Consider the following 23,488-nt stretch of genomic DNA (forward strand, 5'->3'; position numbering starts at 1 on the left):
AGCAAACAAAAATGCAATCCGGAATCCGCCCCGATACAGATATTCATTACAGATATTCATTTTTATCTGCATGAAGTTATCATGACATCGAAATGGACCCCGGATCAAGCCCCACGGTTGTCTGGAAAAATAATCAAGGGCAAACTGTCCTGAAAAAGTCAGCAGCCTGTCGTTCTGCGCCTATGAGCTTCTGCCATGTTGACGCGCAATCCAGTCCATGACTTTTTCTTCGAGGATAGACAGCGGCAATGCCCCGTCTTTCAGCACCACGTCATGATATTCACGGATGTCAAACTTGTCCCCTAGTTCGGCTTTTGCCCGTTCCCTGAGCTCAAGAATTTTCAACATGCCGATTTTATAGGCCGTCGCCTGGCCCGGCATAACAATATACCGTTCGATGGCCTTAACCACATCCCCTTTGGGATTGGGGGTATTTTTCAACAGATAGTCAATGGCCTGTTCCCGGGTCCATTTTTTATAATGGATGCCGGTATCCACCACCAGACGACAGGCCCGCCACAACTCCATTGCCAGCCGGCCGAAATCGGAATACGGGTCTTCATAAAAGCCCATTTCCTTCGGCAGAAGCTCCGAATACAGACCCCAGCCTTCCGTATAGGCCGTATAACCGCCGAATTTGCGGAATTTGGGGATGTTTTCCAGCTCCTGCATGATTGCCAGTTGCATATGATGCCCCGGAATGCCTTCATGATAGGCCAACGCCTCCATCTGATAGGTGGGCATGTCCGACATTTTATAAAGATTGGCATAATAAATGCCCGGACGGCTGCCATCCGGCGCCGGGCGGCTGTAAAACGCTTTGCCGGCGGATTTTTCCCGGAACGGCTCTACCGCCTTGACCAGAAGGTCTGCTTTGGGTTTGGTCAGGAACACCTCATCCAGGCGGGATTTCATCGTATTAATGATGGCTTTCGCCTTTTCCAGATACGCCTGTCGCCCTTCTTCCGTTTCCGGATAATAAAAACGTTTATCCGTGCGCGTAAATTCAAAGAAATCCTGCAGGCTGCCATCAAAACCCACTTTTTTCATGATGTCGCGCATTTCCCCATGAATGCGGGCCACTTCCTTAAGCCCCAGCTCGTGGATTTCTTCGGCCGTCATATCGGTCGTGGTGATTTTGCGCAGGCGGAAATTGTAATATTCCTCCCCATCCGGCAGTTTCCAGGCGCCATCATCAGTGGTGGTTGCCGCCTGCTGGCGCTTGGCAATTTCGATCAGCTTTTCATAAGCCGGCCTCACAGAATTCAGCAATGCGGCTTCGGCACGCGCAATCAATTCGGCTTTCTTGTCCTCGCTGATTTCTATATTGTCCAGCTTTTTCTTGAGATCGGCCAGCAGCGTATTGTCCTCACCGTCATCAAAAGGTGCCCCGCTCAGGATATTCTTGGCATCATCTATGACATAATCATAAACAAATTTCGGCGGCAGAATGCCCTTCTCCTCACGAATGCGCAGTTGCTCGAAACGCTGTTCCGCCATATCCTTGAATTTTTCAAGGCGGGAAACATATCCTTCTGCCGCCTGCTCATCCTTGATCACATGAAAATTGACCAGAAATGCCGGGGTCTGTGACTGCCAGCCATACATCTGATTCAGCGGGTAAGAATGATGCCGCCAGCGATAGGCTTCGATTTCCTCCTCTAGAGCCCGCTCCATCAGCCGGTAGCTGAGCTTTGTGGCTTCGTCCAGTTTGTCATAATCAAATTCGGATTTGAGCCGCGCCAGGTTTTTCCTTGCCCGATCCAGCTCCTTTTGCGCCTGTTCTTCGGAATAATCATCCCATTCGCCGGAGTTCTCCATCATGCCCAGATAAGTCTGAAATTCCGGGCTGTCATTGACAGATTCCATGAAGACCGCTTCAAAAAACTGATTAGCGCGCTGTGATTCTGTCTGAACTTCGGCCTGAGCGGCAGCTTGCGACTCACTTGTTTCGGTATGAACCGTTTTATTCGCCTCGGAACAGCCGGAAAGAGCCAACAACGCCATGACGGCTACAGTAGAAAGCATATGTGATTTCATTGAGACGTATCCCCTTATATGTGTTTTTTGAATGAATTACTCAGCCAGCAGAGATTATCAGATGAAGGGAATTTGTACAGACTGAAGGGACTTATCTGAAACAATCTGATTGGCTGCCCCCAAAAATTCGGGCTTGCAACTCAATCAACAGCGCAGGTATGCAAGGGGATCAGAAAGAAGGGAATGGGGCGAGTGACCGGGATCGAACCGGCGACCTCAAGAGCCACAATCTTGCGCTCTAACCGACTGAGCTACACCCGCCCCAAGAAGAATACCGCCCTTTTACGTTCAGTTTCGACAAGCGTCAAGAAAAGTTTTTACTGGACCCCAAACTAGGGCAAAAAATACCAGAAAAAAGGCGCAGCATTCTGCGGAACAGCTCCAAAACCTCCCAGATTGCCTATTATTTCATCAAAAAATGCACTTTTTTTAATCAATCTGGGGCCTGCCCCCACAAGAATACCTTGATTACCCACCTTTCGCAAATTGGCACGATACGTGCTTATATGAGCTGCGTACGGGAAAATCACAAACCGCGCATGGATATCATGCGCCTGAATCTTCCCATACATGAATTTAACCATATAAGCCCTTTTAGGAACGGGAAGCGTCCATGAAAAAGATCGAAGCCATCATCAAACCGTTTAAACTGGATGAAGTGAAAGAGGCCCTGCATGAAATCGGCCTCACCGGCATCACGGTGACTGAGGCAAAAGGTTTTGGTCGCCAGAAAGGACACACGGAATTATACCGCGGCGCAGAATATGTCGTGGATTTTCTGCCCAAGGTCAAAATTGAAATCGTCCTGAGCGACGACCTGCTGGAACGAGCGCTGGAAGCCATCCAGCAGGCCGCAAAAACGGGCCGGATTGGAGACGGCAAAATCTTTGTCAGTGACATTGAACAGGCCATCAGGATCCGGACCGGCGAAACCGGCGACGAGGCCGTCTGACGCAACGGTCTGTGGCGTTTGGTCAAATCAGTAATACCCATAACCAACTTACAGGAAAACAAGAGAATGTCCGACGTAAAAACTATTCTTGAGACCATTAAGGAAAAAGAAATCGCCTTTGTGGATCTTCGTTTCACGGACCCCAAAGGAAAATGGCAGCACCTGACCATGGACGCCAGCGTCGTGGATGAGGACATGTTCGAAGATGGTGTCATGTTTGATGGATCCTCCATTGCCGGGTGGAAAGCCATCAATGAATCCGACATGATTCTGAAACTTGATCCGGCATCAGTAACCATGGACCCGTTTGTCGCCCAGCCCACCATGGTGATTTTCTGTTCCGTGGTCGAACCCTCCACCGGCGAAGGTTATAACCGGGATCCGCGCTCCACTGCCGCCCGGGCCGAAGCCTATCTGAAATATTCCGGCATCGGTGATACCGCCTATTTCGGACCGGAACCGGAATTCTTCATGTTCGACCATGTAACCTTTGATGTTCAGTATAACAAAGCCTTTTACGAACTGGACGACGTGGAAGGCCCCTATAACTCCGGCAAGGATTACGAAGGTTCCAACTATGCCCACCGCCCGGCCATCAAAGGCGGATATTTCCCGGTAGCTCCAGTGGATTCCGCCAGCGACATTCGCGGCGAAATGGTCTCCATCATGAAAGAGCTGGGCCTGCCGATGGACAAACACCATCACGAAGTAGCAGCCTCCCAGCATGAACTGGGTATGATGTTCGGCACCCTGTTGCAGACTGCCGACCGTGTACAGATCTATAAATATGTGGTCCATCAGGTCGCGCACAGCTATGGCAAAACCGCAACCTTTATGCCCAAACCCGTGGCCGCCGACAACGGTTCCGGCATGCATACCCACCAGTCCATCTGGAAAGACGGCAAACCTCTTTTTGCCGGCAGTGGTTATGCCGACCTGTCCGATACGGCACTATATTATATTGGTGGCATCATCAAACACGCCAAAGCCATCAACGCCTTCAGCAACCCGTCCACCAACAGCTACAAGCGGCTGACTCCGGGCTTTGAGGCGCCGGTTCTGCTGGCCTATTCCGCCCGTAACCGCTCCGCTTCCTGCCGGATCCCCTACGCAACAAGCCCGAAAGCCAAACGGATTGAGATCCGCTTCCCGGACCCGACAGCCAACCCGTATCTGGCCTTTTCCGCCATGCTGATGGCCGGCCTGGACGGCATCGAGAACAAAATTCATCCGGGCGATGCCATGGACAAGGATCTTTATGCTCTGCCGCCGGAAGAGCTGAAGGAGGTGCCGACGGTTGCCGCTTCCCTGCGCGAAGCCCTTGAGGCACTGGATGCGGATCGTGAATTCCTGAAAAAAGGTGATGTCTTCAGCGATGACCAGATCGACGCCTACATCGGCCTGAAGATGGAAGAAGTGGAAGCCGTGGAACTCACACCGAACCCGAAAGAGTTCGAACTGTATTATTCCGCCTAAGGTCTTGCGGAAGTTTTTGTTCTGATATAAACCTCTGCATGTGCATGAAATTGGGGGCCGGCCTTGCGTTAGTAAACGTCGAGGCCGGCCTTCTGCATTTACGGATCTTATCAGAAAATTAATGACTCGGTGCTTAGAGTGAATGACGGCTTTCACGTCTGCACCATGGCATAATGAACATCTAATTCTGTAGAGAAAATCTGTACTCCATGAACACCGGCAGCTCTGAAAATACAGCTTATCTCGAATTTCAGAAGAAGGTTTCAGGACAAAATATCAATCCTCAAACCTTGCTGGCGACCGATTACCTTAACCATTTTAATGAAGTTCACATGTTGCTGGAAATGCTGCCGGACATGCCGGAATGTCTGGAAGATGTCCAACACTGGAGTCCGAAAAGTTATCAGGAACATTTTCGGGACAGCGTGTTTCAGGCCAAAGACCTGGCCATTGAGGCCTATGAACATGCCCCTGATGAACATCGCCTGCCCTTTGAAAAAATTGTGCAGCGCATGGATGCCTTGATTTTGCAGACCGTCGCCCAGGTTTCCGCGGCCGTCGCCGAAAAAAACGGGACCGAACTGCACAAAATCATCAAGAATTACAGCCCGAAAATGCAGAAATTGATTGATGAGTGCAGCGCCATTATCAATGGTGCCCGTCCGGTTGTGCATCAGGAAGACATCGACAGCTATTTTTCCGAAACATCCAGGGCCGACGACCTGTTTGACTAGAGTGAATTGTGCATCGGTTGGCTCAATTCACTCTAAACCTTATCCGTCAAGGCCTGAACCGCGAAAACCAAGCTCACAGAACTCAACAATCCTGTTCCGGGTATCCTGCCAGTTCCTGGCCTTGCAATGGCCATGGGATAGGATGCCGATCCTGTCAATATGATTAATGGTGTGATGCATCACCCCAAGTATGAAATGAATCCGCCAGTAAATATCCTCATCCGACATATCGGGATACAGATCCTTGATATGCGGCACGAATTTGTCAAAAACTGCCACCTCCTCTTCAAGAACATTGGCCATGTCGCTGGCTTCTTCCAGATAGGCGCGGGCCAGAAAACGAATATAAACCCCCGTTTCCTCATCATACAGCCACCGAATGGGCGGCGAGATCAACGCGCTGATAATCTGCCGGATTGGCAGTGGGTTACCCTGTGTTTCAGCAGCTTGGGCATATTCAGCCAGCAACTCAAGACGTTCCCGGTTCATGGCCTTGGCCCGGCGCACATACACCGCCTGGAACAATCCCTGTTTTGATCCGAAATAATAATTGACCGCGGACAGGTTAACACCGGCCTCCGTGGTCACTGTTCTGACAGAAACGCTCGCAAAGCTGCTGGTGGAAAACAGTTTTTCTGCTACATCAAGGATGCGTTCCCTAGAGTCCTGCCTCGTATTTGTTTTTTTGTCCATCTCGCGGTCTTTATATTCATTATAAGGTGTTATGGATGTATCTGCATTTAAAACAGACGTTTAAAACCAGTGTACGCTCATATCACTTTTTTGTTAAGTCCGAAAGAAAATTTCTGTCCTATTCTCAGTCGGTCCATAAAAAAAAGTAGGCTTTGGCCGCCATAACGATTATTAAAGGATAACATCACTCCACCCTGTATATTTTGACAAGTGTGAACCATAAATTGATGAAAAAGTCTTATCTGACAGCATTGGGCATTGTTTTATTAATTATCCTTTGGGTTCTTTCCGGTGTTCTGTTTCAAACGGAGGAGGCACCGGGAAACGAAGCCGCAGATAAAGCGTTATCTGCAGATGGCTCATCCCGGGATATCATGACCGTGAGTGTGCACAGCCTTGCCCCTTTGCCATATACTCGAAAAATTATTGTCCGCGGCCATACCGAAGCCATTCGCCAGGTCACCCTCAAAAGCCAGACCAAGGGGCGGGTGGAAGCTTTGCCCGCTGCCGAAGGGACACGAGTGAAAAAAGGTGATGCGGTCTGTCGGCTGAGCATCGACGACCGCCAGGCCAATTACGAGGAAGCAAAGGCACTGAAAAAACAGCGGGAACTGGAGTATAACGCGGCCCGCCAACTGGCTGAAAAAGGGTTCCGTGCTGAAACCAGAACCGCCGAGGCCAAGGCTCTCCTCGAGGCCGCGATTGCGCGCGTGACCCGTAGCAGGCTGGAACTGGACTATACCACCATACGGGCCCCGTTCGATGGTATCGTAAATGAACATTTTGTCGAGGTGGGCACTTATCTTCAGGAAGGCGACAGTTGTGCCCTGATTATGGAGGAAAACCCTTTTCTTGTTGTGGGTGAAGTGGCAGAACGGGAAATATCCTCGCTTCGGGTTGGCGGGCCTGCGCAGGCCCGTTTGTCAAGCGGACGCATTCTTCAGGGAAAAATCCGGTATATTTCCGCAATCGCAGACCCCAATACCCGGACATTCAGAGTGGAACTTGAAGTGGAAAACCCTGACAAGGTCTTACGCGATGGCATTACGGCCGAGCTGATCATCCCCACGGAACAGACAGAAGCCTTTCATATTTCATCGGCCAATCTCGTTCTGGACGGCGCGGGCCGTGTCGGTGTGCGCACTGTGGGGGACGATAATATCGTAGATTTTGTACCGGTGGAAATCATCGGTTCCGATGATAATGGTATCTGGATTACCGGTCCGACGGAAGGCGCAGCACTTGTGGTGGTTGGACAGGATTTCGTCAAAGAGGGGCAGGAAGTCAAAACAGCACCGTATGAAGGGGCTCTCCCATGAATAGCATTATCAACGCTGCCATAGAACATTTCAGGGTTGTCCTGCTTTGCCTGTTCATTATTTTTGTGGGCGGACTGATTTCCTATGCCAACACGCCCAAGGAAGCGGAACCGGACATCACCATTCCCATTATTTATGTGCATATGCATCATGACGGTATCTCGCCTGAGGATTCCGCCCGTCTGCTGATCAAACCGATGGAGGTCACGTTAAGAACCATCGAAGGGGTCAAGGAACTGCGCGGCATTGCCCAGGAAGATGGCGCCAGCCTGGTGATCGAATTCAATGCGGGAATTGATCCGGATCAGGCAATTCTGGACGTCCGAGAACAGGTAGACAAGGCCCGCTCCGAATTGCCCGATGAAACGGATGAACCCAGCGTTACGGAAATCAATTTCAGCGAGTTTCCGATTATCAACATCGTCCTTTATGGCGATGCCCCCGAACGTGCGCTCTATACCATCGCCCGGAACCTGCGGGATGATCTGGAAAGCATTCCCAGCGTTCTGGAAGCCAAGGTGACCGGGGACCGGGAAGATCTTCTGGAGGTCGTCATCGACCCCTTGCGGTTGGAAAGCTACAAACTTTCCCATACCGACATTCTGTCCGTGGTGAGCAACAATAACAAGCTCGTCGCCGCAGGTTCCCTGGATAACGGAACGGGCCGTTTTTCCGTCAAGGTTCCCGGCATCTTTCAGAATGCCCAGGATGTATATGACCTGCCTGTCAAGGTTTCCGGAAACAGCATCGTCACCCTGTCCGACGTGGCGGAAATCAGACGCAGCTATAAGGACCCGACCAGCTATTCCCGGTTCAACGGCAAACCTTCGATCAATATTGCCGTCAGCAAACGGGCCGGCCAGAACGCCATTGACACAGTGGAAGCGGTCAAGCGCCTGATTGAAACCAGAAGCCAGAACTGGCCAACAGGCATAAATTATACGTTTGTGGGCGACAGATCCGAAGAAATCAACAATTCCGTCAGCAGCCTGGAAAACAGCGTAATTTCGGCCATCCTGCTGGTGGCGGTGGCCATTGTTGCGGCGCTCGGCAACCGTTCCGCCTTGCTGGTGGCGATTTCCATTCCCGGATCTTTCCTGCTGTCCATCTTCCTGATTTACATGTTCGGTATGGCCATTAACCAGGTCATCATGTTTGGCCTGATCCTATCGGTGGGGTTGCTGGTGGACGGGGCCATCGTGGTCAGCGAATATGCCGACCGGAAAATGCAGGAAGGCCTGCATAAAAAAGATGCTTACCGCATGGCCTCACAACGCATGGCCTGGCCGATCCTCTCATCAACAGCAACCACGTTGGCTGCATTTTTTCCGTTGTTGTTCTGGCCGGGCATTGCCGGGGAATTTATGAGCTATCTGCCGCTGACCCTGATTTTCACACTGTCCGCCTCTTTTCTGATGGCATTGATTTTTATGCCGACACTGGGTAGTAAAATCGGCAAAAAAGCGGACATCGAGGACGACACTGTCGCCCAGCTTGCCGCTGGTCATTTTGATGTCAAAACCCTCAGAGGCTTCACCGGCAGCTATGTACGTCTGGTGGACCGTTTGATCCGCCGCCCCTTCCGACTGATTTTTGTGCTGTTTGCCCTGCTGTTCAGCATCGTGATCCTTTTTGTCCAATCCGGCACCCCTGTTGAATTCTTTCCTGAGGATCAGCCGCAGCAGGTCGCCCTTCAGGTTCATGCTCGCGGCAACATGTCTTTGGATGAAAAAGATGTGCTGGTGCGCAAGGTGGAAAACCTGATCACTGATGTGGAAGGTATTGAAAATATCCAGTCGGAAACTCTGGCTACCGTCAGTACTGGCTCCAACGCCACAGAAGACGTCATCGGCAAGGTCACCGTTCATTTTGATGACTGGGATCGGCGGCGGCGTTCAGATCTAATTATTGAAGATCTGCGCCAGCGGGTGAGCAACATCCCCGGTGTTCTTGTCGAGGTGGTGCGTCCTGATTTCGGACCAACCCAGGGCAAGGATATTCAGATTGATGTGAGGGCCAACGATGTTCACAAAGCCCGTCAGACGGCAGAAATTATTTTCCAGCATATGGAGCAGAATGTGCAGGGCCTAATGGATCTGGACACCACGCTGCCACTGCCCGGCATTCAATGGGAATTACAGGTGGACCGGGCGTTGGCCGGTCTGTATGGCACCGACCTGCTGAATGTGGGGAGCATGGTTCAGCTCGTCACCAACGGCATCAAGGTGGGCGAATATCGCCCGGATGATACGGATGACGAAGTGGATATTCGGGTGCGTTTCCCGGAACAATACCGTACACTTGACCAGCTGGATGACGTGCGCGTCAACACCCCCGAGGGCCTGGTCCCGATTAGCAATTTTGTCCGCAAGGTCGCCGAACAGAAGATCAGCACCATTGAACGTATTGACACTATGCCCACCTACAAGATCCGCGCCAATGTGGTGACCCAGACGGAACGCGGCCAGAAGGTGCAGGAACTGATGTCCTGGATCAAACAACAGAATTTTGACCGCAACGTCCTGGTCAAATTCGTCGGTCAGGACGAGGATCAACAGGAATCGGAAGATTTTCTCGTCAAGGCATTCATGATGGCCTTGTTCCTCATGGCGTTGATCCTTGTGGCCCAATTCAACAGTTTTTATCACGCCTTCCTCATTCTTCTGGCGGTGCTGCTGTCCACTGTCGGGGTTCTGGCCGGAATCATGATTTTTGACCGGAATTTCGGGATTATCATGACCGGCGTCGGTATCATTTCCCTGGCCGGGATCGTGGTGAACAATAATATTGTGCTGATTGATACCTTCGCGCGCCTGAAAAAAACCGGCATCAATCCCTATATCGCCATTGTCCAGACCGTGGCCCAACGCCTGCGTCCGGTGCTGCTGACCACCTTCACCACGGTTATTGGACTGGCACCCATGGTGTTTCAGGTCAATATTGATTTTACGGCCCGGAATGTGGAAATCGGCTCCCCCTACTCGATCATCTGGGTGGACCTGGCAGTTGCTGTTTCGGTGGGACTATTGTTTGCTACGGTGCTCACCCTACTGTTGACCCCGTGCATGCTGGCCGCCCGGGTCAAGGTTGAGAATTATTTCAAGAAACGCCGCGCACAGCATCAGGATAGCGAAGACGACCCCTCCCGTCCCGCCATGGCGGGAGGTGAACTGGGGGAGAGCGGAAGACTGGGCAAGACCAAATCGGCTGTTTCAGAAACGGTTTCGGAATAACCGCCGGCAGCAGGGCTCTGCACCATTTTCCCGTCGTCGCTTTTTATCCATTTTTCATTCATGCTTCAGGGCAGTTTTGCTTTTTCTGACGGCAAAAGGGATAGACAACAGATAAAATACGCCAAGAACCGACAGGGTAATCCACAAATGTGTAACCAGCAGCGACGCAAAAATCGCCACGCCGAGGAAATAAAACATCACATATTCCCGGTGAATGGCGAGACGTTTGAAACTGAAGGTGGGAATCTTGCTCACCGCCAGAAAGGCAATCAGCGCCACATAGGCGGAACAGAATATGGGATTCCGAAATAAGGCCCAATCCGTTTCAAAAGAAAGAATCATCGGCCACAAGGACAACGCAGCGGCCGCCGGCGACGGGATTCCCGTGAAATAAGTCTTGGCTTTCTTGGCGCTGGATGGTTCCTGCCCCTGGGCCGTGTTAAACCGGGCCAGCCGCAGGGCCATACAGATCACAAAAGCCAGCGCCACAGCCCAGCCCACGCCCTTGATGTCATTGAGCACCCACATATACATAATCAACGCCGGTGCCACCCCGAAAGACACAATATCAGACAGGGAATCCAGTTCTGCGCCAAAACGGCTTGCCCCTTTCAGGAGCCGGGCCACCCGACCGTCAAGACCATCAAAAATTCCGGCCACGATTACCGCCACCACGGCGGCCTCCCACTTGCCTAGAATAGCAAAACGCATGCCGAACATGCCCGAACACAGCGCCAACACCGTAATCACATTGGGCGCCAGACTCCTGAGCGGCATAATCGGCATATGCCGGGCCGCATCCCCCGCCGCTTTTCCGGCCTGGGCTGTGGTGTCGGCTTTGTTTTTGTCGGAGTCTTTTATCGGGTGAATATTGGTCACCGGATTTCACCTTCACGATCACCTTCGCGCGACTTTTCATTGCCGAGAACCGTTTCCCCGGCAACCGCCCGCTGGCCCACACAGACTAATGAACTCACCCCCTTGGGCAGATAAATGTCAACCCGACTGCCAAAACGAATCAGACCAAAGCGTTCGCCGGCCTTGACGGTCTGGCCATCCTCCACCCAACACAAAATACGCCGGGCCACCAGTCCCGCAATCTGGACAAAGGCGATTTCCTTGCCGCTTGCGGTTTTCATCAAAATGGCGTGCCGTTCATTCTCCTCGCTGGCCTTGTCAAGCGCCGCATTGAGATATTTCCCCGGTGTATAGACCTGTCGGACGATCTGCCCGTCAGCGGGAATGCGGTTAACGTGCACATCAAATACATTCATGAAAATGCTGATTCTGACACGTTCCTCATCCCCCATTTCCAGTTCCGCCGGCGGGACGGCAGGACCCACAGACTGCACCACCCCATCCGCCGGACTGATGATCAGTCCTTCCTTGGTCGGCGTTACCCGGTCCGGATCCCGGAAAAAATAAGCACACCACAGAGTCAAAATGACCCCCAGCGGTGGCAGAAAAGGCACTTCCATCAAATACAATAAAATTGTTGCGACGGCGAAGGCGCCCACAAATTTATATCCTTCCCGATGAAGCGGGACAAAAACCGAAAGGAGTGAATCCATAAGCCGTAACCTATATCGTTAAAAGATAAGCTGTTCTAAAATTCCAGTCTGCCTTCATTTTTAAATCAGTATGGCAGGCTCATCAAATGCTTTCAGCGTTTTCTTTGGGTCTTTTTTGTTCGTTTTCCTCCAACGCCTCCAAAAGTTCCATCGCTTCCGTGGCTTCCTGCTGCTTCCGCCACATGCCGTAATACAGCCCCTTATTTTCCAAAAGCTGTTGGTGCCGGCCCCGTTCGACGATCTCACCCTGGTCCATCACCAGAATTTCATCGGCCTCAATGATTGTCGACAAACGGTGCGCAATAATTAACGTTGTTCGGTCCTTCGCCACCATTTTCAGAGCGGCCTGAATGTCCCGCTCCGTATGACTGTCCAGGGCACTGGTCGCTTCATCCAGCAACAAGATGGACGGGTTTTTCAAAATCGTCCGGGCAATGGCCACCCGCTGTTTTTCCCCCCCTGATAATTTCAGGCCACGCTCGCCTACTGGCGTGTCATATCCTTCCGGAAGTGTCCGGATAAAATCATCAATCTGCGCCAGCCGCGCGGCCTCTTCCACCTCTGCATCCGTGGCATCGGGCCTGCCATAACGGATATTGTAGCGGATGGTGTCATTGAACAATACCGTATCCTGGGGCACCACCCCAATATGCCGACGCAGCGACTCCTGGGTAACGAGACGAATGTCCTGGCCGTCGATTTTCACGCTGCCAGCAGAGATATCATAAAACCGAAACAGGATTCGCGAAATGGTGGACTTTCCGGCCCCGCTGGCGCCGACAATGGCCGTCATCCGCCCCGCGGGAATATGAAACGACACATTTTTGAGGATCGGGCGGTCTTCGCGGTAATGAAAAAACACATTTTCAAAGGACACTTCACCGCCCCGGATCTCAAGATCCCTGGCATAGGGCGCATCCGTAATCTCCGGTTTTTCGTGGATAATGGAAAACATCTTTTCCATATCCACCAGAGACTGTTTGATTTCCCGGTATACAAATCCCAAAAAATTGAGCGGCATATAAATCTGAATCAGCAGCGAATTGACAAGCACAAAATCCCCGATGGTCAAACGCCCCTCCACAACCCCGCGTCCTGCCATGATCAACACAATCATCAGCCCCGCAGAAATGATGGCGGCTTGCCCCACATTAAGGAAAGTCAGTGAAAGCTGGCTCCTGACCGACGCTTCCTCATACCGTTTGAGCGCCTGATCATACCGGCGGCTTTCATGAGGTTCATTGCTGAAATATTTGACAGTTTCAAAATTCAGCAGGCTGTCAATGGCCTTGGTATTGGCTTCGGTATCCTGTTTGTTCATCTCCCGGCGAAATTTTAGCCGCCAGTCCGTTACGTACACCGTAAATCCGATATAACTCGCCAGGCTCACAAAAGTCACAAGCGCATAAAAAAAGCCGAACTTGGCCCAGAAAATAGCGGAAATCAGAACCAGTTCAAGAATCGTCGGCAGGATATTGAACAGCATAAATCGCAGCAGAAAATCAATACCGCGCGTGCCGCGTTCAATAATGCGGCTTAAGCCTCCCGTCTTTCGTTCCAGATGGAACCTAAGCGACAGATTGTGCAGATGACGGAATGCGTTCAGCGCAATATTCCGCATAGCGCGCTGGCCGACCCTGACAAAAACAGCGTCTCTGAGTTCACCAAACAACTGCCCCATAATACGCGCCGTCCCATATCCCAAAATCAGCCCCAGCGGCAGAACCACCGCCAGCGTTTCAGCATCCCCTCCTCTATTTTCACCGGCCAGAATGTCCACCGCTTCCTTGAAAATAAACGGCACATATACCCCGATCAGCTTGGCAACCACCAAAAAGGACAGCGCCAGAACCACCCGAAAACGCAAAGCCATCTGCCCCTCCGGCCACAAATAAGGCAGAAGCGACTTGATCGTTTGCCAATGATTATCTTGGGGGGATGGGGAACTCCGGATTGTTTCGGTCATAAATATCAGCCTGATTCTGAGGGGTTAGAGAGAATGGGATAACCTTATTTACCCTATTTTAATGGGGGCGGCGTAAGCTGTCACCGTAGAAGCGTGTTTGCGGTGATGGAGTTTTGAAGTGTCCAACGTTCAGAGTCAATATTCCCGACATGATCAGTTTGACGAGACAGGGGCGATCAGGACCAAATCGGCCAGCATATATGAACTGGACCGGGTGCTGGAGCGCCTGGCCGCGGAAGTCAAAGATCTGGATTTAAACTCCCCCCTGAATTTCAGCTTTATGTGGCATGACATCCCCTTTGCCGGCCAGATCCTGACCCTCAAGGAAAACCGGCTTCACGAACTGAACCTTGTCGCCAATATCGGCCATCTGACCTATAGTGCAGAAGATATTGTCCGGCGCCGGAAAATGCTAGAGATCTTTTTGCCGCTTGTCGAAAAAGGCGAATTCACGATCAACCGCCACAGCCAGATACAGCTTATCGCCCAAACGACTTTCAAGGGCGGCATGCAGGCGAAAAACATTATGACGGCAATCACCTTTACCCTGCTCGACATTCAACCGAAATTGCAGGAAATTGCTCACCGCTTTGTCTAGAGCGAATTGAGCCAACCTATGCACAATTCACTCTAAGATCAGGCGGAAGAGCCGGACAGAGGTCAGCTACCAGCCGTCGCCTCTTCCTGTTCTGGTTTTTGAGGCAGGGTGAATTTCTGACCGGGATAGATCAGATCCGGGTCGCGAATAATATCCCGGTTGGCGCCGAAGATGAGCGTATAATGAAAACCGGAGCCATAAAGTTTGCGGGCGATATGCCACAGACTATTGCCCGGACGCACTACAATTTCGCCCTTCGCCCGGTTCGGATCCATTTTCAGGGCCGGGTCAAAGGGTTGTTCGATGCGCACTTCCACATCGTCCCCTTCCAGAAGCTGATCCAGCCGCAGAACATGTTCGCCGGGACCAAGGTGATGGTTAAATGTCAGGGTCCAGTTGCCGTCCTCATCCCCGGTCACTTCGCCAAGATAGCCGTTATCCAGATAAACACGAACAGAGCTGCCCGGCGCGGAGGTTCCGGAAATCATTACCTTGCCTGCATCGTCATAATCCAGAGAGTCAAGGCCCAGCCCCTTGGTCATATCCCCCAGGTTAACCCGGGCAGGTTTTTGCAATACTTTGCTAGGCCCGTGACCGGCGCGCGGGCTCAAAATCGCCACCACACCTTCCGTTTCGTCATCAATAAAACGTTGTTCATCCCGCTCGGGTACCGCCACAATAACCACGTCGCTGGAATAAATGTCAAAATGCCCCGGCATCTGGGATTTCAGGCTCAGCTCCGTCGGACCGCTGGGCAGGGGATCGTCAAAAATCAACACCCATTCGCCATTGCGGTCGGCGACGGCCGCACCGATCTGCCTGTCCCAGGCATAGACATAAACATCGCTGTTGGGTTCCGCCCGACCCGCAATCACTCCCGTGCCGTTACGGCTGATCCGCACAATATCAAATGTTGGGATAATGGTTTCGGCCACCTCATCGGGGGCGATTTCCACCTGGGTGGTTTTTACTTCTTCTTCACTGAGCCTGTCAGAGGTAAAAAAATCCGTCCGGTCGCCGTCCAAAAAGAAAATAATCCAGATTACAGCGCACACCGCCACCACAGCGAGTAGAACCAAGCTTACTTTCAAGGCCCAGTCCGAACTGCCGGTGTCTCTTCTCTGCGGTGTTTTCCTGAATTGCTCAGCCAAAAAATTATACCGATATTACTTACATGACACATCATTCATATATAACGCCTGCCCCGGACTTTCCAGACTGAATTTGAATTTCTGGATCAGCGTAGCCTTAAAAATATTTTCTATCGTCAAATTTCGGCAAAACTATGTCTGTAGCTTGAGAGTGAAAAATGGTATTTTAATAGAATGAGTATTACAGCTTATGCAGACCTTTATGCAGTCTGGACTTCTTCCAACCCGACCTTTTGCAGCCCGATTTTTCTCGGTCTGAGACATTCCCGTACAAACAGAATCTGAACATGTTGAAAGGACGTATATGGCAACAATAAAATCTCTGTGTGTGTATTGCGGCTCCCGAACCGGGAATAAAGAAAGCTATAAGATGCTGGCAGAACAGCTTGGCCAGATTCTGGCAGCAAACCACATTCGCCTGGTCTATGGCGGCGGTAGTATCGGTCTTATGGGAATTGTCGCCCGCAGCGTCATGGCCCATGGCGGAAAAGTGACTGGCATTATTCCACGTCATCTGGACATCCAGGAAGTGGGGGAAAAAAACATTACCCAGCGCATTGTGGTCAACAACATGCATGAAAGAAAACGCCAGATGTTCGATCATGCCGATGGTTTTGTCATCCTTCCCGGCAGCATCGGTACACTGGACGAAACCATTGAAATGATCACCTGGAAACAACTGCACCTGCATGACAAACCCATTGTACTGATTAATCACAACGGGTATTGGGACCCCCTTCTGGACATGCTGCGTGATATTGTATCCGAAGGTTTCATGAACAATGGCACCCTGTCCCTGTTTGAAGTGGTGGATACTGCCGAAGAAGTCTTACCCCTGCTGCGCACCCTGCCCGAACCGCGCATAGATCCGAAAAACACCCTTTTTTAGACCGATTCTGTTGTTTCGGGACTTCCCTGATGGCAAGTCCGGTGTTATGTTGCGCCACACAACGGAGCAACCCACCTGCTCTGACAAGAACCATTTCCGACAACCCGGCAATCATCAGATTGCCATTGAAGCGAATAAGGGGTCATTATGGCTAAAATTAAAGTTGACAACCCTGTCGTCGAGCTTGACGGCGACGAAATGACACGCATCATCTGGGCCTGGATCAAGGAGCGCCTGATCCATCCCTATCTGGATATTGATCTGCATTATTACGATCTTGGCATTCAGAAACGTGATGAAACAGACGACCAGATCACGGTCGATGCCGCCAACGCCATCAAGGAGATTGGCGTTGGTGTGAAATGCGCCACGATTACCCCTGACGAAGCCCGCGTAAAGGAATTCGGCCTGAAACGCATGTACCGTTCTCCCAACGGCACCATCCGGAACATTCTCGGCGGGACCGTGTTCCGCCAACCGATTATTTGCAGCAACATTCCGCGGCTGGTGCCCGGCTGGACCGATCCGATTGTCATTGGCCGTCATGCCTTCGGTGACCAGTATCGCGCCACCGATTTTGTGGTGCCGGGCAAGGGCCGTCTGACCATCAAATTTGAGCCGGAAGACGGCGGCGAGGTGATCGAGCATGAGGTTTTCCAGTTCCCGGGCGGCGGGGTCGCCATGTCCATGTACAATCTGGATGAAAGCATTCGCGATTTTGCCCGCGCCTGCATGAACTATGGTCTGGATATGGGCTGGCCGGTCTATCTCAGCACCAAGAACACCATCCTGAAAGCCTATGACGGGCGTTTCAAGGATCTGTTCCAAGAAGTTTATGAAAACGAATTCGCCGACAAGTTTGAAAAAGCCGGTATCACCTATGAACATCGTCTGATCGACGATATGGTGGCCTGCGCCCTGAAATGGAACGGCAAATTCGTCTGGGCCTGTAAAAACTATGATGGCGACGTACAGTCCGACACCGTGGCACAAGGGTTTGGTTCCCTGGGCTTGATGACCTCCCGCCTGATGACGCCGGACGGGAAAGTCGTGGAATCAGAAGCCGCCCACGGCACCGTGACCCGGCACTATCGCATGCACCAGGCTGGCGAAGAAACCTCCACCAACCCCATTGCATCCATCTTTGCCTGGACCGGCGGTCTGAAACATCGTGCCAAACTGGACAACAATGAAAAACTGGCCAATTTTGCCGAGACACTGGAAAAAGTCTGTGTCGATACGGTCCAATCCGGCTATATGACCAAGGACCTGGCCCTGCTGGTGGGACCGGATCAGAGCTGGCTGACCACCGGCAAATTCTTTGACAAGATTGACGAGAACCTGAAAGCCGCCATGGCCTGATCAGGGAAAAAATCCAATGTTGAGGCCCGCCGCTCCGGTGGGCCTTTTTATATCTCTTGTTATATCTCTTGGGACGGGTCCTCCTCCGGCTGGCCGTAATCCTCCATGATCCAAGCCTGTTCCCGGATCCGCCGGTTCAATGTCGGATGGTTTTCCATCAAATGGTGAAAGTCATTGGCTTCCAAAACCAGGAGCTGACAGCGGGACTTGGCGATATAACTGGCCGGAAGCACCGTATTTTCATACAAGGAGCGCGCCCCGAAAAACGCCCCTTCCTTCAGGGTTACCACCCCCTTCCGGTCGCGACGCGCCACTTCCCCCGAAACAATCAGATACATGCGTTCGGCTTTGTCCCCCATATGCGCAATCAGCTTGCCTTCCGCAACCACCCGCGAGCGCAGATATTTGGCAATGGTAGTGATCAGCGAGGCATCCAGCCCCCGAAACAACGGCACGCTGGCCACCAACCCCCAACGCACCACAAATTCCCGTCGATGGATTTCGCTGGAAAATCCCGAAGCAATAATGGCAATGGGCAAGGCAAACATCCCCAGACCGAACAACATGACAAAACTGCCGAAGAATTTGCCCGCCACGGTGACCGGCACCACATCGCCATAGCCTACGGTGGTCAGGGTGGCAATCGCCCACCACATGGCTTTGGGGATGTTACCGAAATGCTCTGGCTGGGCATGGCGTTCCAGATAATAGATCAGGGTCGCGGAAAACAGAATGAGCCCCAGCATAATAATCAGCGCCGCCAGCAGCGCCCGGCGTTCCTCGTAAATCACATTGGCAAGAGTGCCCAGCGCCGGGGAATAGCGCATCAGTTTGAACAACCTCAGAAAACGGAACACCCGCAGAATTCTGAAATCAATGCCCAAAAAGGAAAACATCACGGTCGGCGCAATGGCGATAAAGTCAATAATCATCAGGGGGGTGAACAGAAAGCGCCCCCGGAAGGCGGCCTGTCCACTGGCATCAGGACTTTGCCGGTATTCCACACATACCCAAACCCTGAGCAGATATTCGATCCCAAAAATTATCAGGGAAAAAAATTCAAACCACAAGAATTCAATGTGGTAGTTCTGCTCCAGCGGCTGCACGGTCTCCAGCGCGACAGCAATAATATTCAACAGGATCAGCAACACCATAAAAACATCAAAAATCAGCCCTGCAGATGTGCGCGTGCCGCCAATCTCCATGATTTCAAAAAGTCTGCGTCTCAGCCCCCTGCCCCGCGCCTGCATGGTTTTCATATCCCCTCCAGAAAACAAAAAGGCCACCGTTACGGCAGCCTTCTTGGCCTCACTCTCACATGTCGCGGAGCAGCCCCTCCACGGCGTTTAACGCCTCTTGCGCCCTGGTCCCGTCAGGTCCGCCGGCCTGCGCCATGTCCGGGCGACCGCCGCCACCCTTGCCGCCAACCGCCGCCGCCCCGGCCCGCACCAAATCGACCGCATTGATGCGTTCCTTGAGGTCATCGGTCACTGCCGTCAACACGGCAGCCTTGCCGTCATTGACCGCCACGAACGCAATCACGCCGGACCCGATCCGGTCTTTGGCGGCATCGGCCAGCCCCCGCAGATCCTTTGCTGGTACGCCGTCCAGCACCTGTCCGAGAAAGTTATAGGCTCCGACTGTCCGGATTTCCGGTCCTCCGGCCGTCCCGCTGCCGCCCATGGCGATTTTCTTGCGCAGATCCGCAATTTCCTTTTCCAGGGCCTTGCGTTCCTCCAGCAGGTTTTTCACCCGCTCCGGCAACTGCTGCACCGAAATTTTCAGCAGCGCCGTGGCCTCCTGCAACAGGTCCTCTTCCTGTGCCACAAAATTCAGTGCTGCCGCGCCGGTCACTGCCTCGATACGCCGCACCCCGGCGGACACGGCGCCTTCGGAAATGATTTTAAACAGGCCAATATCGCCGGTACGGCGCACATGGGTTCCACCACATAATTCAACGGAAAAATTGTCCTTGCCCGCTGTAGTCGCTCCCAAAGACACAACCCGTACCTCATCGCCGTATTTTTCACCGAACAGGGCGATAGCGCCGGCCGCAATGGCCTCGTCTGGTGTCATCAGATGGGTAACCACCTCGCTGTTCTGACGGATCACCTCATTCACCTGCTCTTCCACGGCCCGGAGCTCCTTATGGCTCAACGCCTTGGAATGGCTGATGTCAAAGCGCAACCGATCGGGGGCCACCAGTGACCCCTTCTGTGTCACGTGCTCGCCCAATATATTGCGCAACGCGGCATGCAGAATATGAGTGGCAGAATGGTTGGCCCGCAGCTTGTCGCGGTTTTCCTCATCCACTTCCAGATGAACAATATCTCCCACCGAAACGCTGCCCTGTTTCACCACACCATGATGTACATGCAGCGCCCCAAGCTGTTTTGACGTGTCCTGCACCTCGATCAGCAGACCGTCTGGCCCGGTGATCATGCCCACATCCCCCATTTGACCACCAGATTCACCATAAAACGGGGTCTGGTTGGTGATCACGGCCACCTTATCGCCCTGGCCTGCCGCAAGGATTTGTTTTCCTCCCACCACAAGATCAAGCACCTTGCCTTCGGATGTGGTCGAATTGTAGCCTACAAATTCCGTGGCCCCATGTTTTTCCCGCGCCTCGAACCATATGTCATCTGTGGCGGTCTCACCGGACCCTTTCCAGGCGGCGCGGGCTTCGGCTTTCTGTTTTTCCATGGCCTTGTGGAAACCGGCCTCATCCACACTCAACCCCTTGCTCCGCAAGGCATCCTGGGTCAAATCCAGTGGAAAACCATAGGTATCATACAGCCGGAACGCCACTTCACCCGGCAAGGCTCCCCCTTCACCCAGGCGGGAAACTTCTTCATCCAGAAGCTTAAGGCCGCGCTCTAGCGTATTTTTAAACCTTGTTTCTTCCAGTTTAAGGGTTTCTCTAATCAGCGCCTCGGCCCGGGTCAGTTCCGGATAGGCCTGTCCCATTTGCGCCATAAGCGCAGGTACCAGCCGGTACATCAGCGGTTCGCTGCACCCGATCATATGGGCATGACGCATGGCCCGACGCATGATCCGCCGCAGCACATATCCGCGCCCTTCATTGGACGGCAAAACACCGTCGGCGATCAGGAAACAGCAGGCCCGCAAATGATCCGCAATCACCCGATGGGACACATTGTGATCGCCATATGGGGCCACGCCGCTGAGTTCCGCGGAGGTTTCGATGAGATGGCGGAACAGGTCGGTTTCGTAATTGTCGTGGACCCCCTGCAAGACGGCGGCAATCCGTTCCAATCCCATGCCCGTATCAATGGACGGTTTGGGCAACGCGACCCTGTTGCCACCGGCCTGCTGGTCATACTGCATAAACACCAGATTCCAGATCTCCACAAAGCGGTCCCCGTCTTCCTCCGCACTGCCTGGTGGGCCGCCCGGAATATCCGCCCCATGATCATAAAAAATCTCGGAACAGGGACCGCACGGACCGGTATCTCCCATGGACCAGAAATTGTCTGCAGTGGCAATACGCACGATCCGTTCTTCCGGCAAACCGGATATTTTCCGCCACAGGTCATAAGCCTCGTCATCCTCGTGATAGACTGTAACCATGAGCCTGTCTGCCGGCAGGTCATATCCTTTGGTAATCAGATCCCAGGCGTAAAAAATAGCTTTTTCCTTGAAATAATCACCAAAGGAGAAATTCCCCAGCATTTCAAAAAAGGTGTGGTGACGGGCGGTATACCCCACATTGTCCAGATCGTTGTGCTTGCCGCCTGCGCGCACACATTTCTGACTGGATGCCGCACGTACATAATCGCGCCGCTCCACGCCGGTAAACACATTCTTGAACGGCACCATGCCCGCATTGGTGAACATCAGGGTCGGATCGTTATGAGGCACCAACGGGCTGCTGGGCACGATCTCATGGTCGTTTTTTGCAAAATACTCCAAAAAAGCACTGCGGATGTCGTTGGTGCCTTTCATATATGCCTTACCCTTTCTGTCACTTATCTGCGGGACCGGGGGTCAGATCCGTCGAATTGGCCCTTTCCCCTCGGTGCCATCACCCTTACATCTTGATAGCCTTTTACCTTGTGCCCCTTTCCCTGTCCAGTGCTGTCTCATGGGGAACCACACCCCGGAACTCTATCTGGAATCATATCATGTCTTTTATCCTACTGATATATCCCCGGCATGCTTGTAAACAGTTTACAGTGAAGTGTTATGAGATGGCTTCCAGACCTGGTCAGTCCAGTGTGGGGAACGTGAAGTTCCTGTCATTAATTATAGAAATAGAAAAGACATATAAAAAATGCCGCAGGTGAACATGTAAACACGTAGACATGTAAAAAAGGCGCCGCATGGCGACGCCTGAAAGTCGGATTAAAACCCGGAAACTCTCTTACTCCTCGTCTGCGACTGCCCCGCCGTCTTTCAGCATAACCTCGTCCAGAATGCCGGAATTTTTCCGCACGGCCTGTTCAATGGCCTGGGCAACTTCCGGGTTTTCCTTAAGAAACCGTTTGGCGTTTTCCCGGCCCTGGCCGATCCGCTGGCTGTCATAGGAATACCAGGATCCGGACTTTTCCACGACCCCGGCCTTGACCCCGAGATCAATCAGTTCACCGGTTTTGGAAATACCTTCCCCGTACATAATGTCAAATTCTACCGTTTTGAACGGTGGGGCCACCTTGTTCTTGACCACCTTGACCTTGGTCTGATTCCCGACGATTTCGTCCTTTTCCTTGATGGCGCCCGTCCGACGAATGTCCAGACGCACCGACGCATAAAACTTCAGCGCATTACCGCCGGTGGTAGTTTCCGGACTGCCATACATAACACCGATCTTCATGCGGATCTGGTTGATGAAAATCACCATGCATTTGGACCGGGAAATGGAACCGGTCAGTTTCCTGAGGGCCTGGCTCATCAAGCGGGCCTGCAGCCCCACATGGGAATCCCCCATTTCCCCCTCCAGTTCGGCGCGCGGGGTGAGCGCGGCCACACTGTCGATCACCAGGAGGTCCACCGCTCCGGAGCGCACCAGCGTATCGGCAATCTCCAGCGCCTGTTCCCCGGTGTCCGGCTGGGAAATCAGCAATTCATCAATATCCACCCCCAACTTGCGGGCATAAACCGGGTCCAGGGCATGTTCCGCATCCACAAAAGCCGCCACACCACCAGCCCGCTGAATTTCCGAGGCCACATGCAACGCCAGCGTGGTTTTCCCGGAGCTTTCCGGACCATAAATTTCAATAATTCGTCCTTTGGGCAATCCGCCAATGCCGAGCGCAATATCCAGACCGAGGGAGCCGGTGGAAACGGCCTCGATATCCACGGCCGTATTGTTCTGCCCCAGCTTCATGACCGATCCCTTGCCAAAAGCCCGTTCAATCTGCCCCAAGGCCGCTTCGAGCGCTTTTTGTTTATCCATGTTTTCCTGTCCGACCAGTTTTAATTGTGTTGTCGCCATGTTGCGTCTCCTCTTATTCCATAGCCTGTGGCAGGTTGCAAACAGG

Annotated in this window: 18 protein-coding genes and 1 tRNA gene; 8 read left to right on the forward strand and 11 right to left on the reverse strand. The window is 52.5% G+C overall.

From position 1 onward, the window contains the following. Positions 1 to 180: 180 nt before the first annotated feature. The 3 genes from FE788_RS08145 to FE788_RS08155 form a co-directional block, all read right to left on the reverse strand. The gene (locus FE788_RS08145) at positions 181 to 2,040 is read right to left on the reverse strand and encodes a DUF885 domain-containing protein (protein ID WP_138380165.1); all 1,860 of its coding nucleotides are present in this window, start codon (positions 2,038 to 2,040) and stop codon (positions 181 to 183) included. 184 nt (positions 2,041 to 2,224) lie between these two features. Next, positions 2,225 to 2,301, reverse strand: a tRNA-His gene (locus FE788_RS08150). 71 nt (positions 2,302 to 2,372) lie between these two features. Then, on the reverse strand, positions 2,373 to 2,624 hold the full coding sequence (locus tag FE788_RS08155) for a hypothetical protein (RefSeq protein ID WP_138380166.1): 252 nt from the start codon (positions 2,622 to 2,624) through the stop codon (positions 2,373 to 2,375). A gap of 29 nt (positions 2,625 to 2,653) precedes the next feature. Between FE788_RS08155 and FE788_RS08160 the strand changes: the two genes are divergently transcribed. From FE788_RS08160 to FE788_RS08170, 3 genes are all read left to right on the forward strand, one after another. Further along, entirely contained in the window at positions 2,654 to 2,992 is a 339-nt protein-coding gene (locus FE788_RS08160) for a P-II family nitrogen regulator (RefSeq protein WP_138380167.1), read from the forward strand. 66 nt (positions 2,993 to 3,058) lie between these two features. Further along, positions 3,059 to 4,468, forward strand: a complete 1,410-nt coding sequence (gene glnA, locus FE788_RS08165; protein ID WP_138380168.1) for a type I glutamate--ammonia ligase — start codon at positions 3,059 to 3,061, stop codon at positions 4,466 to 4,468. Positions 4,469 to 4,677: 209 nt separating this feature from the next. Beyond that, on the forward strand, positions 4,678 to 5,202 hold the full coding sequence (locus FE788_RS08170) for a hypothetical protein (RefSeq protein WP_210413826.1): 525 nt from the start codon (positions 4,678 to 4,680) through the stop codon (positions 5,200 to 5,202). A 39-nt stretch (positions 5,203 to 5,241) separates the two neighbouring features. Here the strand turns inward: FE788_RS08170 and FE788_RS08175 are convergent, their stop codons facing one another. Next, entirely contained in the window at positions 5,242 to 5,895 is a 654-nt protein-coding gene (locus FE788_RS08175; protein WP_138380169.1) for a TetR/AcrR family transcriptional regulator, read from the reverse strand. 374 nt (positions 5,896 to 6,269) lie between these two features. Here FE788_RS08175 and FE788_RS08180 point away from each other — a divergent pair, with 374 nt between their 5' ends. Together FE788_RS08180 and FE788_RS08185 are read left to right on the forward strand one after the other, a co-directional pair. Beyond that, on the forward strand, positions 6,270 to 7,214 hold the full coding sequence (locus FE788_RS08180; protein WP_168190333.1) for an efflux RND transporter periplasmic adaptor subunit: 945 nt from the start codon (positions 6,270 to 6,272) through the stop codon (positions 7,212 to 7,214). Continuing rightward, positions 7,211 to 10,447, forward strand: coding sequence for an efflux RND transporter permease subunit (locus tag FE788_RS08185; RefSeq protein WP_138380171.1), 3,237 nt, complete (start codon positions 7,211 to 7,213; stop codon positions 10,445 to 10,447). The genes FE788_RS08180 and FE788_RS08185 overlap by 4 nt, the downstream gene beginning before the upstream one ends. A 54-nt stretch (positions 10,448 to 10,501) precedes the next feature. Here FE788_RS08185 and pssA read toward each other — a convergent pair whose 3' ends face one another. The 3 genes from pssA to FE788_RS08200 form a co-directional block, all read right to left on the reverse strand. After that, positions 10,502 to 11,326: a CDP-diacylglycerol--serine O-phosphatidyltransferase gene (pssA, locus tag FE788_RS08190; protein ID WP_138380172.1), complete on the reverse strand. Its 825-nt coding sequence runs from the start codon at positions 11,324 to 11,326 to the stop codon at positions 10,502 to 10,504. Beyond that, positions 11,323 to 12,018: a phosphatidylserine decarboxylase gene (locus FE788_RS08195; RefSeq protein WP_138380173.1), complete on the reverse strand. Its 696-nt coding sequence runs from the start codon at positions 12,016 to 12,018 to the stop codon at positions 11,323 to 11,325. The genes pssA and FE788_RS08195 overlap by 4 nt, the downstream gene beginning before the upstream one ends. Positions 12,019 to 12,100: 82 nt before the next feature. Continuing rightward, positions 12,101 to 13,984, reverse strand: coding sequence for an ABCB family ABC transporter ATP-binding protein/permease (locus tag FE788_RS08200; RefSeq protein ID WP_138380174.1), 1,884 nt, complete (start codon positions 13,982 to 13,984; stop codon positions 12,101 to 12,103). Between the two features lie 118 nt (positions 13,985 to 14,102). Between FE788_RS08200 and FE788_RS08205 the strand changes: the two genes are divergently transcribed. Next, positions 14,103 to 14,582, forward strand: a complete 480-nt coding sequence (locus FE788_RS08205; protein ID WP_138380175.1) for a hypothetical protein — start codon at positions 14,103 to 14,105, stop codon at positions 14,580 to 14,582. A 62-nt stretch (positions 14,583 to 14,644) separates the two neighbouring features. On the opposite strand, the gene FE788_RS08210 is transcribed toward FE788_RS08205, so the two are convergent. Then, positions 14,645 to 15,673 carry a LysM peptidoglycan-binding domain-containing protein gene (locus FE788_RS08210; RefSeq protein ID WP_138380176.1) on the reverse strand — a complete coding sequence of 343 codons (1,029 nt, stop codon included), beginning with the start codon at positions 15,671 to 15,673 and terminating at the stop codon, positions 14,645 to 14,647. Between the two features lie 364 nt (positions 15,674 to 16,037). Between FE788_RS08210 and FE788_RS08215 the strand changes: the two genes are divergently transcribed. Beyond that, entirely contained in the window at positions 16,038 to 16,622 is a 585-nt protein-coding gene (locus FE788_RS08215; RefSeq protein WP_138380177.1) for an LOG family protein, read from the forward strand. Positions 16,623 to 16,769: 147 nt separating this feature from the next. After that, on the forward strand, positions 16,770 to 17,984 hold the full coding sequence (locus FE788_RS08220; protein WP_138380178.1) for an NADP-dependent isocitrate dehydrogenase: 1,215 nt from the start codon (positions 16,770 to 16,772) through the stop codon (positions 17,982 to 17,984). A gap of 59 nt (positions 17,985 to 18,043) precedes the next feature. On the opposite strand, the gene FE788_RS08225 is transcribed toward FE788_RS08220, so the two are convergent. The 3 genes from FE788_RS08225 to recA all read right to left on the reverse strand — a co-directional run bounded on the left by FE788_RS08225 (position 18,044) and on the right by recA (position 23,442). Further along, entirely contained in the window at positions 18,044 to 19,243 is a 1,200-nt protein-coding gene (locus tag FE788_RS08225; RefSeq protein WP_138380179.1) for a cyclic nucleotide-gated ion channel, read from the reverse strand. A gap of 55 nt (positions 19,244 to 19,298) precedes the next feature. Then, a complete protein-coding gene (gene alaS, locus FE788_RS08230) occupies positions 19,299 to 21,953 on the reverse strand; it encodes an alanine--tRNA ligase (protein ID WP_138380180.1) in 2,655 nt (884 codons plus the stop codon). 418 nt (positions 21,954 to 22,371) lie between these two features. Then, the gene (recA, locus tag FE788_RS08235) at positions 22,372 to 23,442 is read right to left on the reverse strand and encodes a recombinase RecA (RefSeq protein ID WP_138380181.1); all 1,071 of its coding nucleotides are present in this window, start codon (positions 23,440 to 23,442) and stop codon (positions 22,372 to 22,374) included. Positions 23,443 to 23,488 lie beyond the last annotated feature (46 nt).

Source organism: Luteithermobacter gelatinilyticus (genome assembly GCF_005849285.1).
GTDB lineage: Bacteria > Pseudomonadota > Alphaproteobacteria > Sphingomonadales > Emcibacteraceae > Luteithermobacter > Luteithermobacter gelatinilyticus.

Bases quoted from the DNA above. Each gene is read 5' to 3' on its own strand.
- FE788_RS08145 (WP_138380165.1), bottom strand. From the start codon at position 2,040: ATGAAATCACATATGCTTTCTACTGTAGCCGTCATGGCGTTGTTGGCT.
- FE788_RS08155 (WP_138380166.1), bottom strand. From the start codon at position 2,624: ATGGTTAAATTCATGTATGGGAAGATTCAGGCGCATGATATCCATGCG.
- FE788_RS08160 (WP_138380167.1), top strand. From the start codon at position 2,654: ATGAAAAAGATCGAAGCCATCATCAAACCGTTTAAACTGGATGAAGTG.
- glnA (WP_138380168.1), top strand. From the start codon at position 3,059: ATGTCCGACGTAAAAACTATTCTTGAGACCATTAAGGAAAAAGAAATC.
- FE788_RS08170 (WP_210413826.1), top strand. From the start codon at position 4,678: ATGAACACCGGCAGCTCTGAAAATACAGCTTATCTCGAATTTCAGAAG.
- FE788_RS08175 (WP_138380169.1), bottom strand. From the start codon at position 5,895: ATGGACAAAAAAACAAATACGAGGCAGGACTCTAGGGAACGCATCCTT.
- FE788_RS08180 (WP_168190333.1), top strand. From the start codon at position 6,270: ATGACCGTGAGTGTGCACAGCCTTGCCCCTTTGCCATATACTCGAAAA.
- FE788_RS08185 (WP_138380171.1), top strand. From the start codon at position 7,211: ATGAATAGCATTATCAACGCTGCCATAGAACATTTCAGGGTTGTCCTG.
- FE788_RS08195 (WP_138380173.1), bottom strand. From the start codon at position 12,018: ATGGATTCACTCCTTTCGGTTTTTGTCCCGCTTCATCGGGAAGGATAT.
- FE788_RS08200 (WP_138380174.1), bottom strand. From the start codon at position 13,984: ATGACCGAAACAATCCGGAGTTCCCCATCCCCCCAAGATAATCATTGG.
- FE788_RS08215 (WP_138380177.1), top strand. From the start codon at position 16,038: ATGGCAACAATAAAATCTCTGTGTGTGTATTGCGGCTCCCGAACCGGG.
- FE788_RS08220 (WP_138380178.1), top strand. From the start codon at position 16,770: ATGGCTAAAATTAAAGTTGACAACCCTGTCGTCGAGCTTGACGGCGAC.
- FE788_RS08225 (WP_138380179.1), bottom strand. From the start codon at position 19,243: ATGAAAACCATGCAGGCGCGGGGCAGGGGGCTGAGACGCAGACTTTTT.
- alaS (WP_138380180.1), bottom strand. From the start codon at position 21,953: ATGAAAGGCACCAACGACATCCGCAGTGCTTTTTTGGAGTATTTTGCA.
- recA (WP_138380181.1), bottom strand. From the start codon at position 23,442: ATGGCGACAACACAATTAAAACTGGTCGGACAGGAAAACATGGATAAA.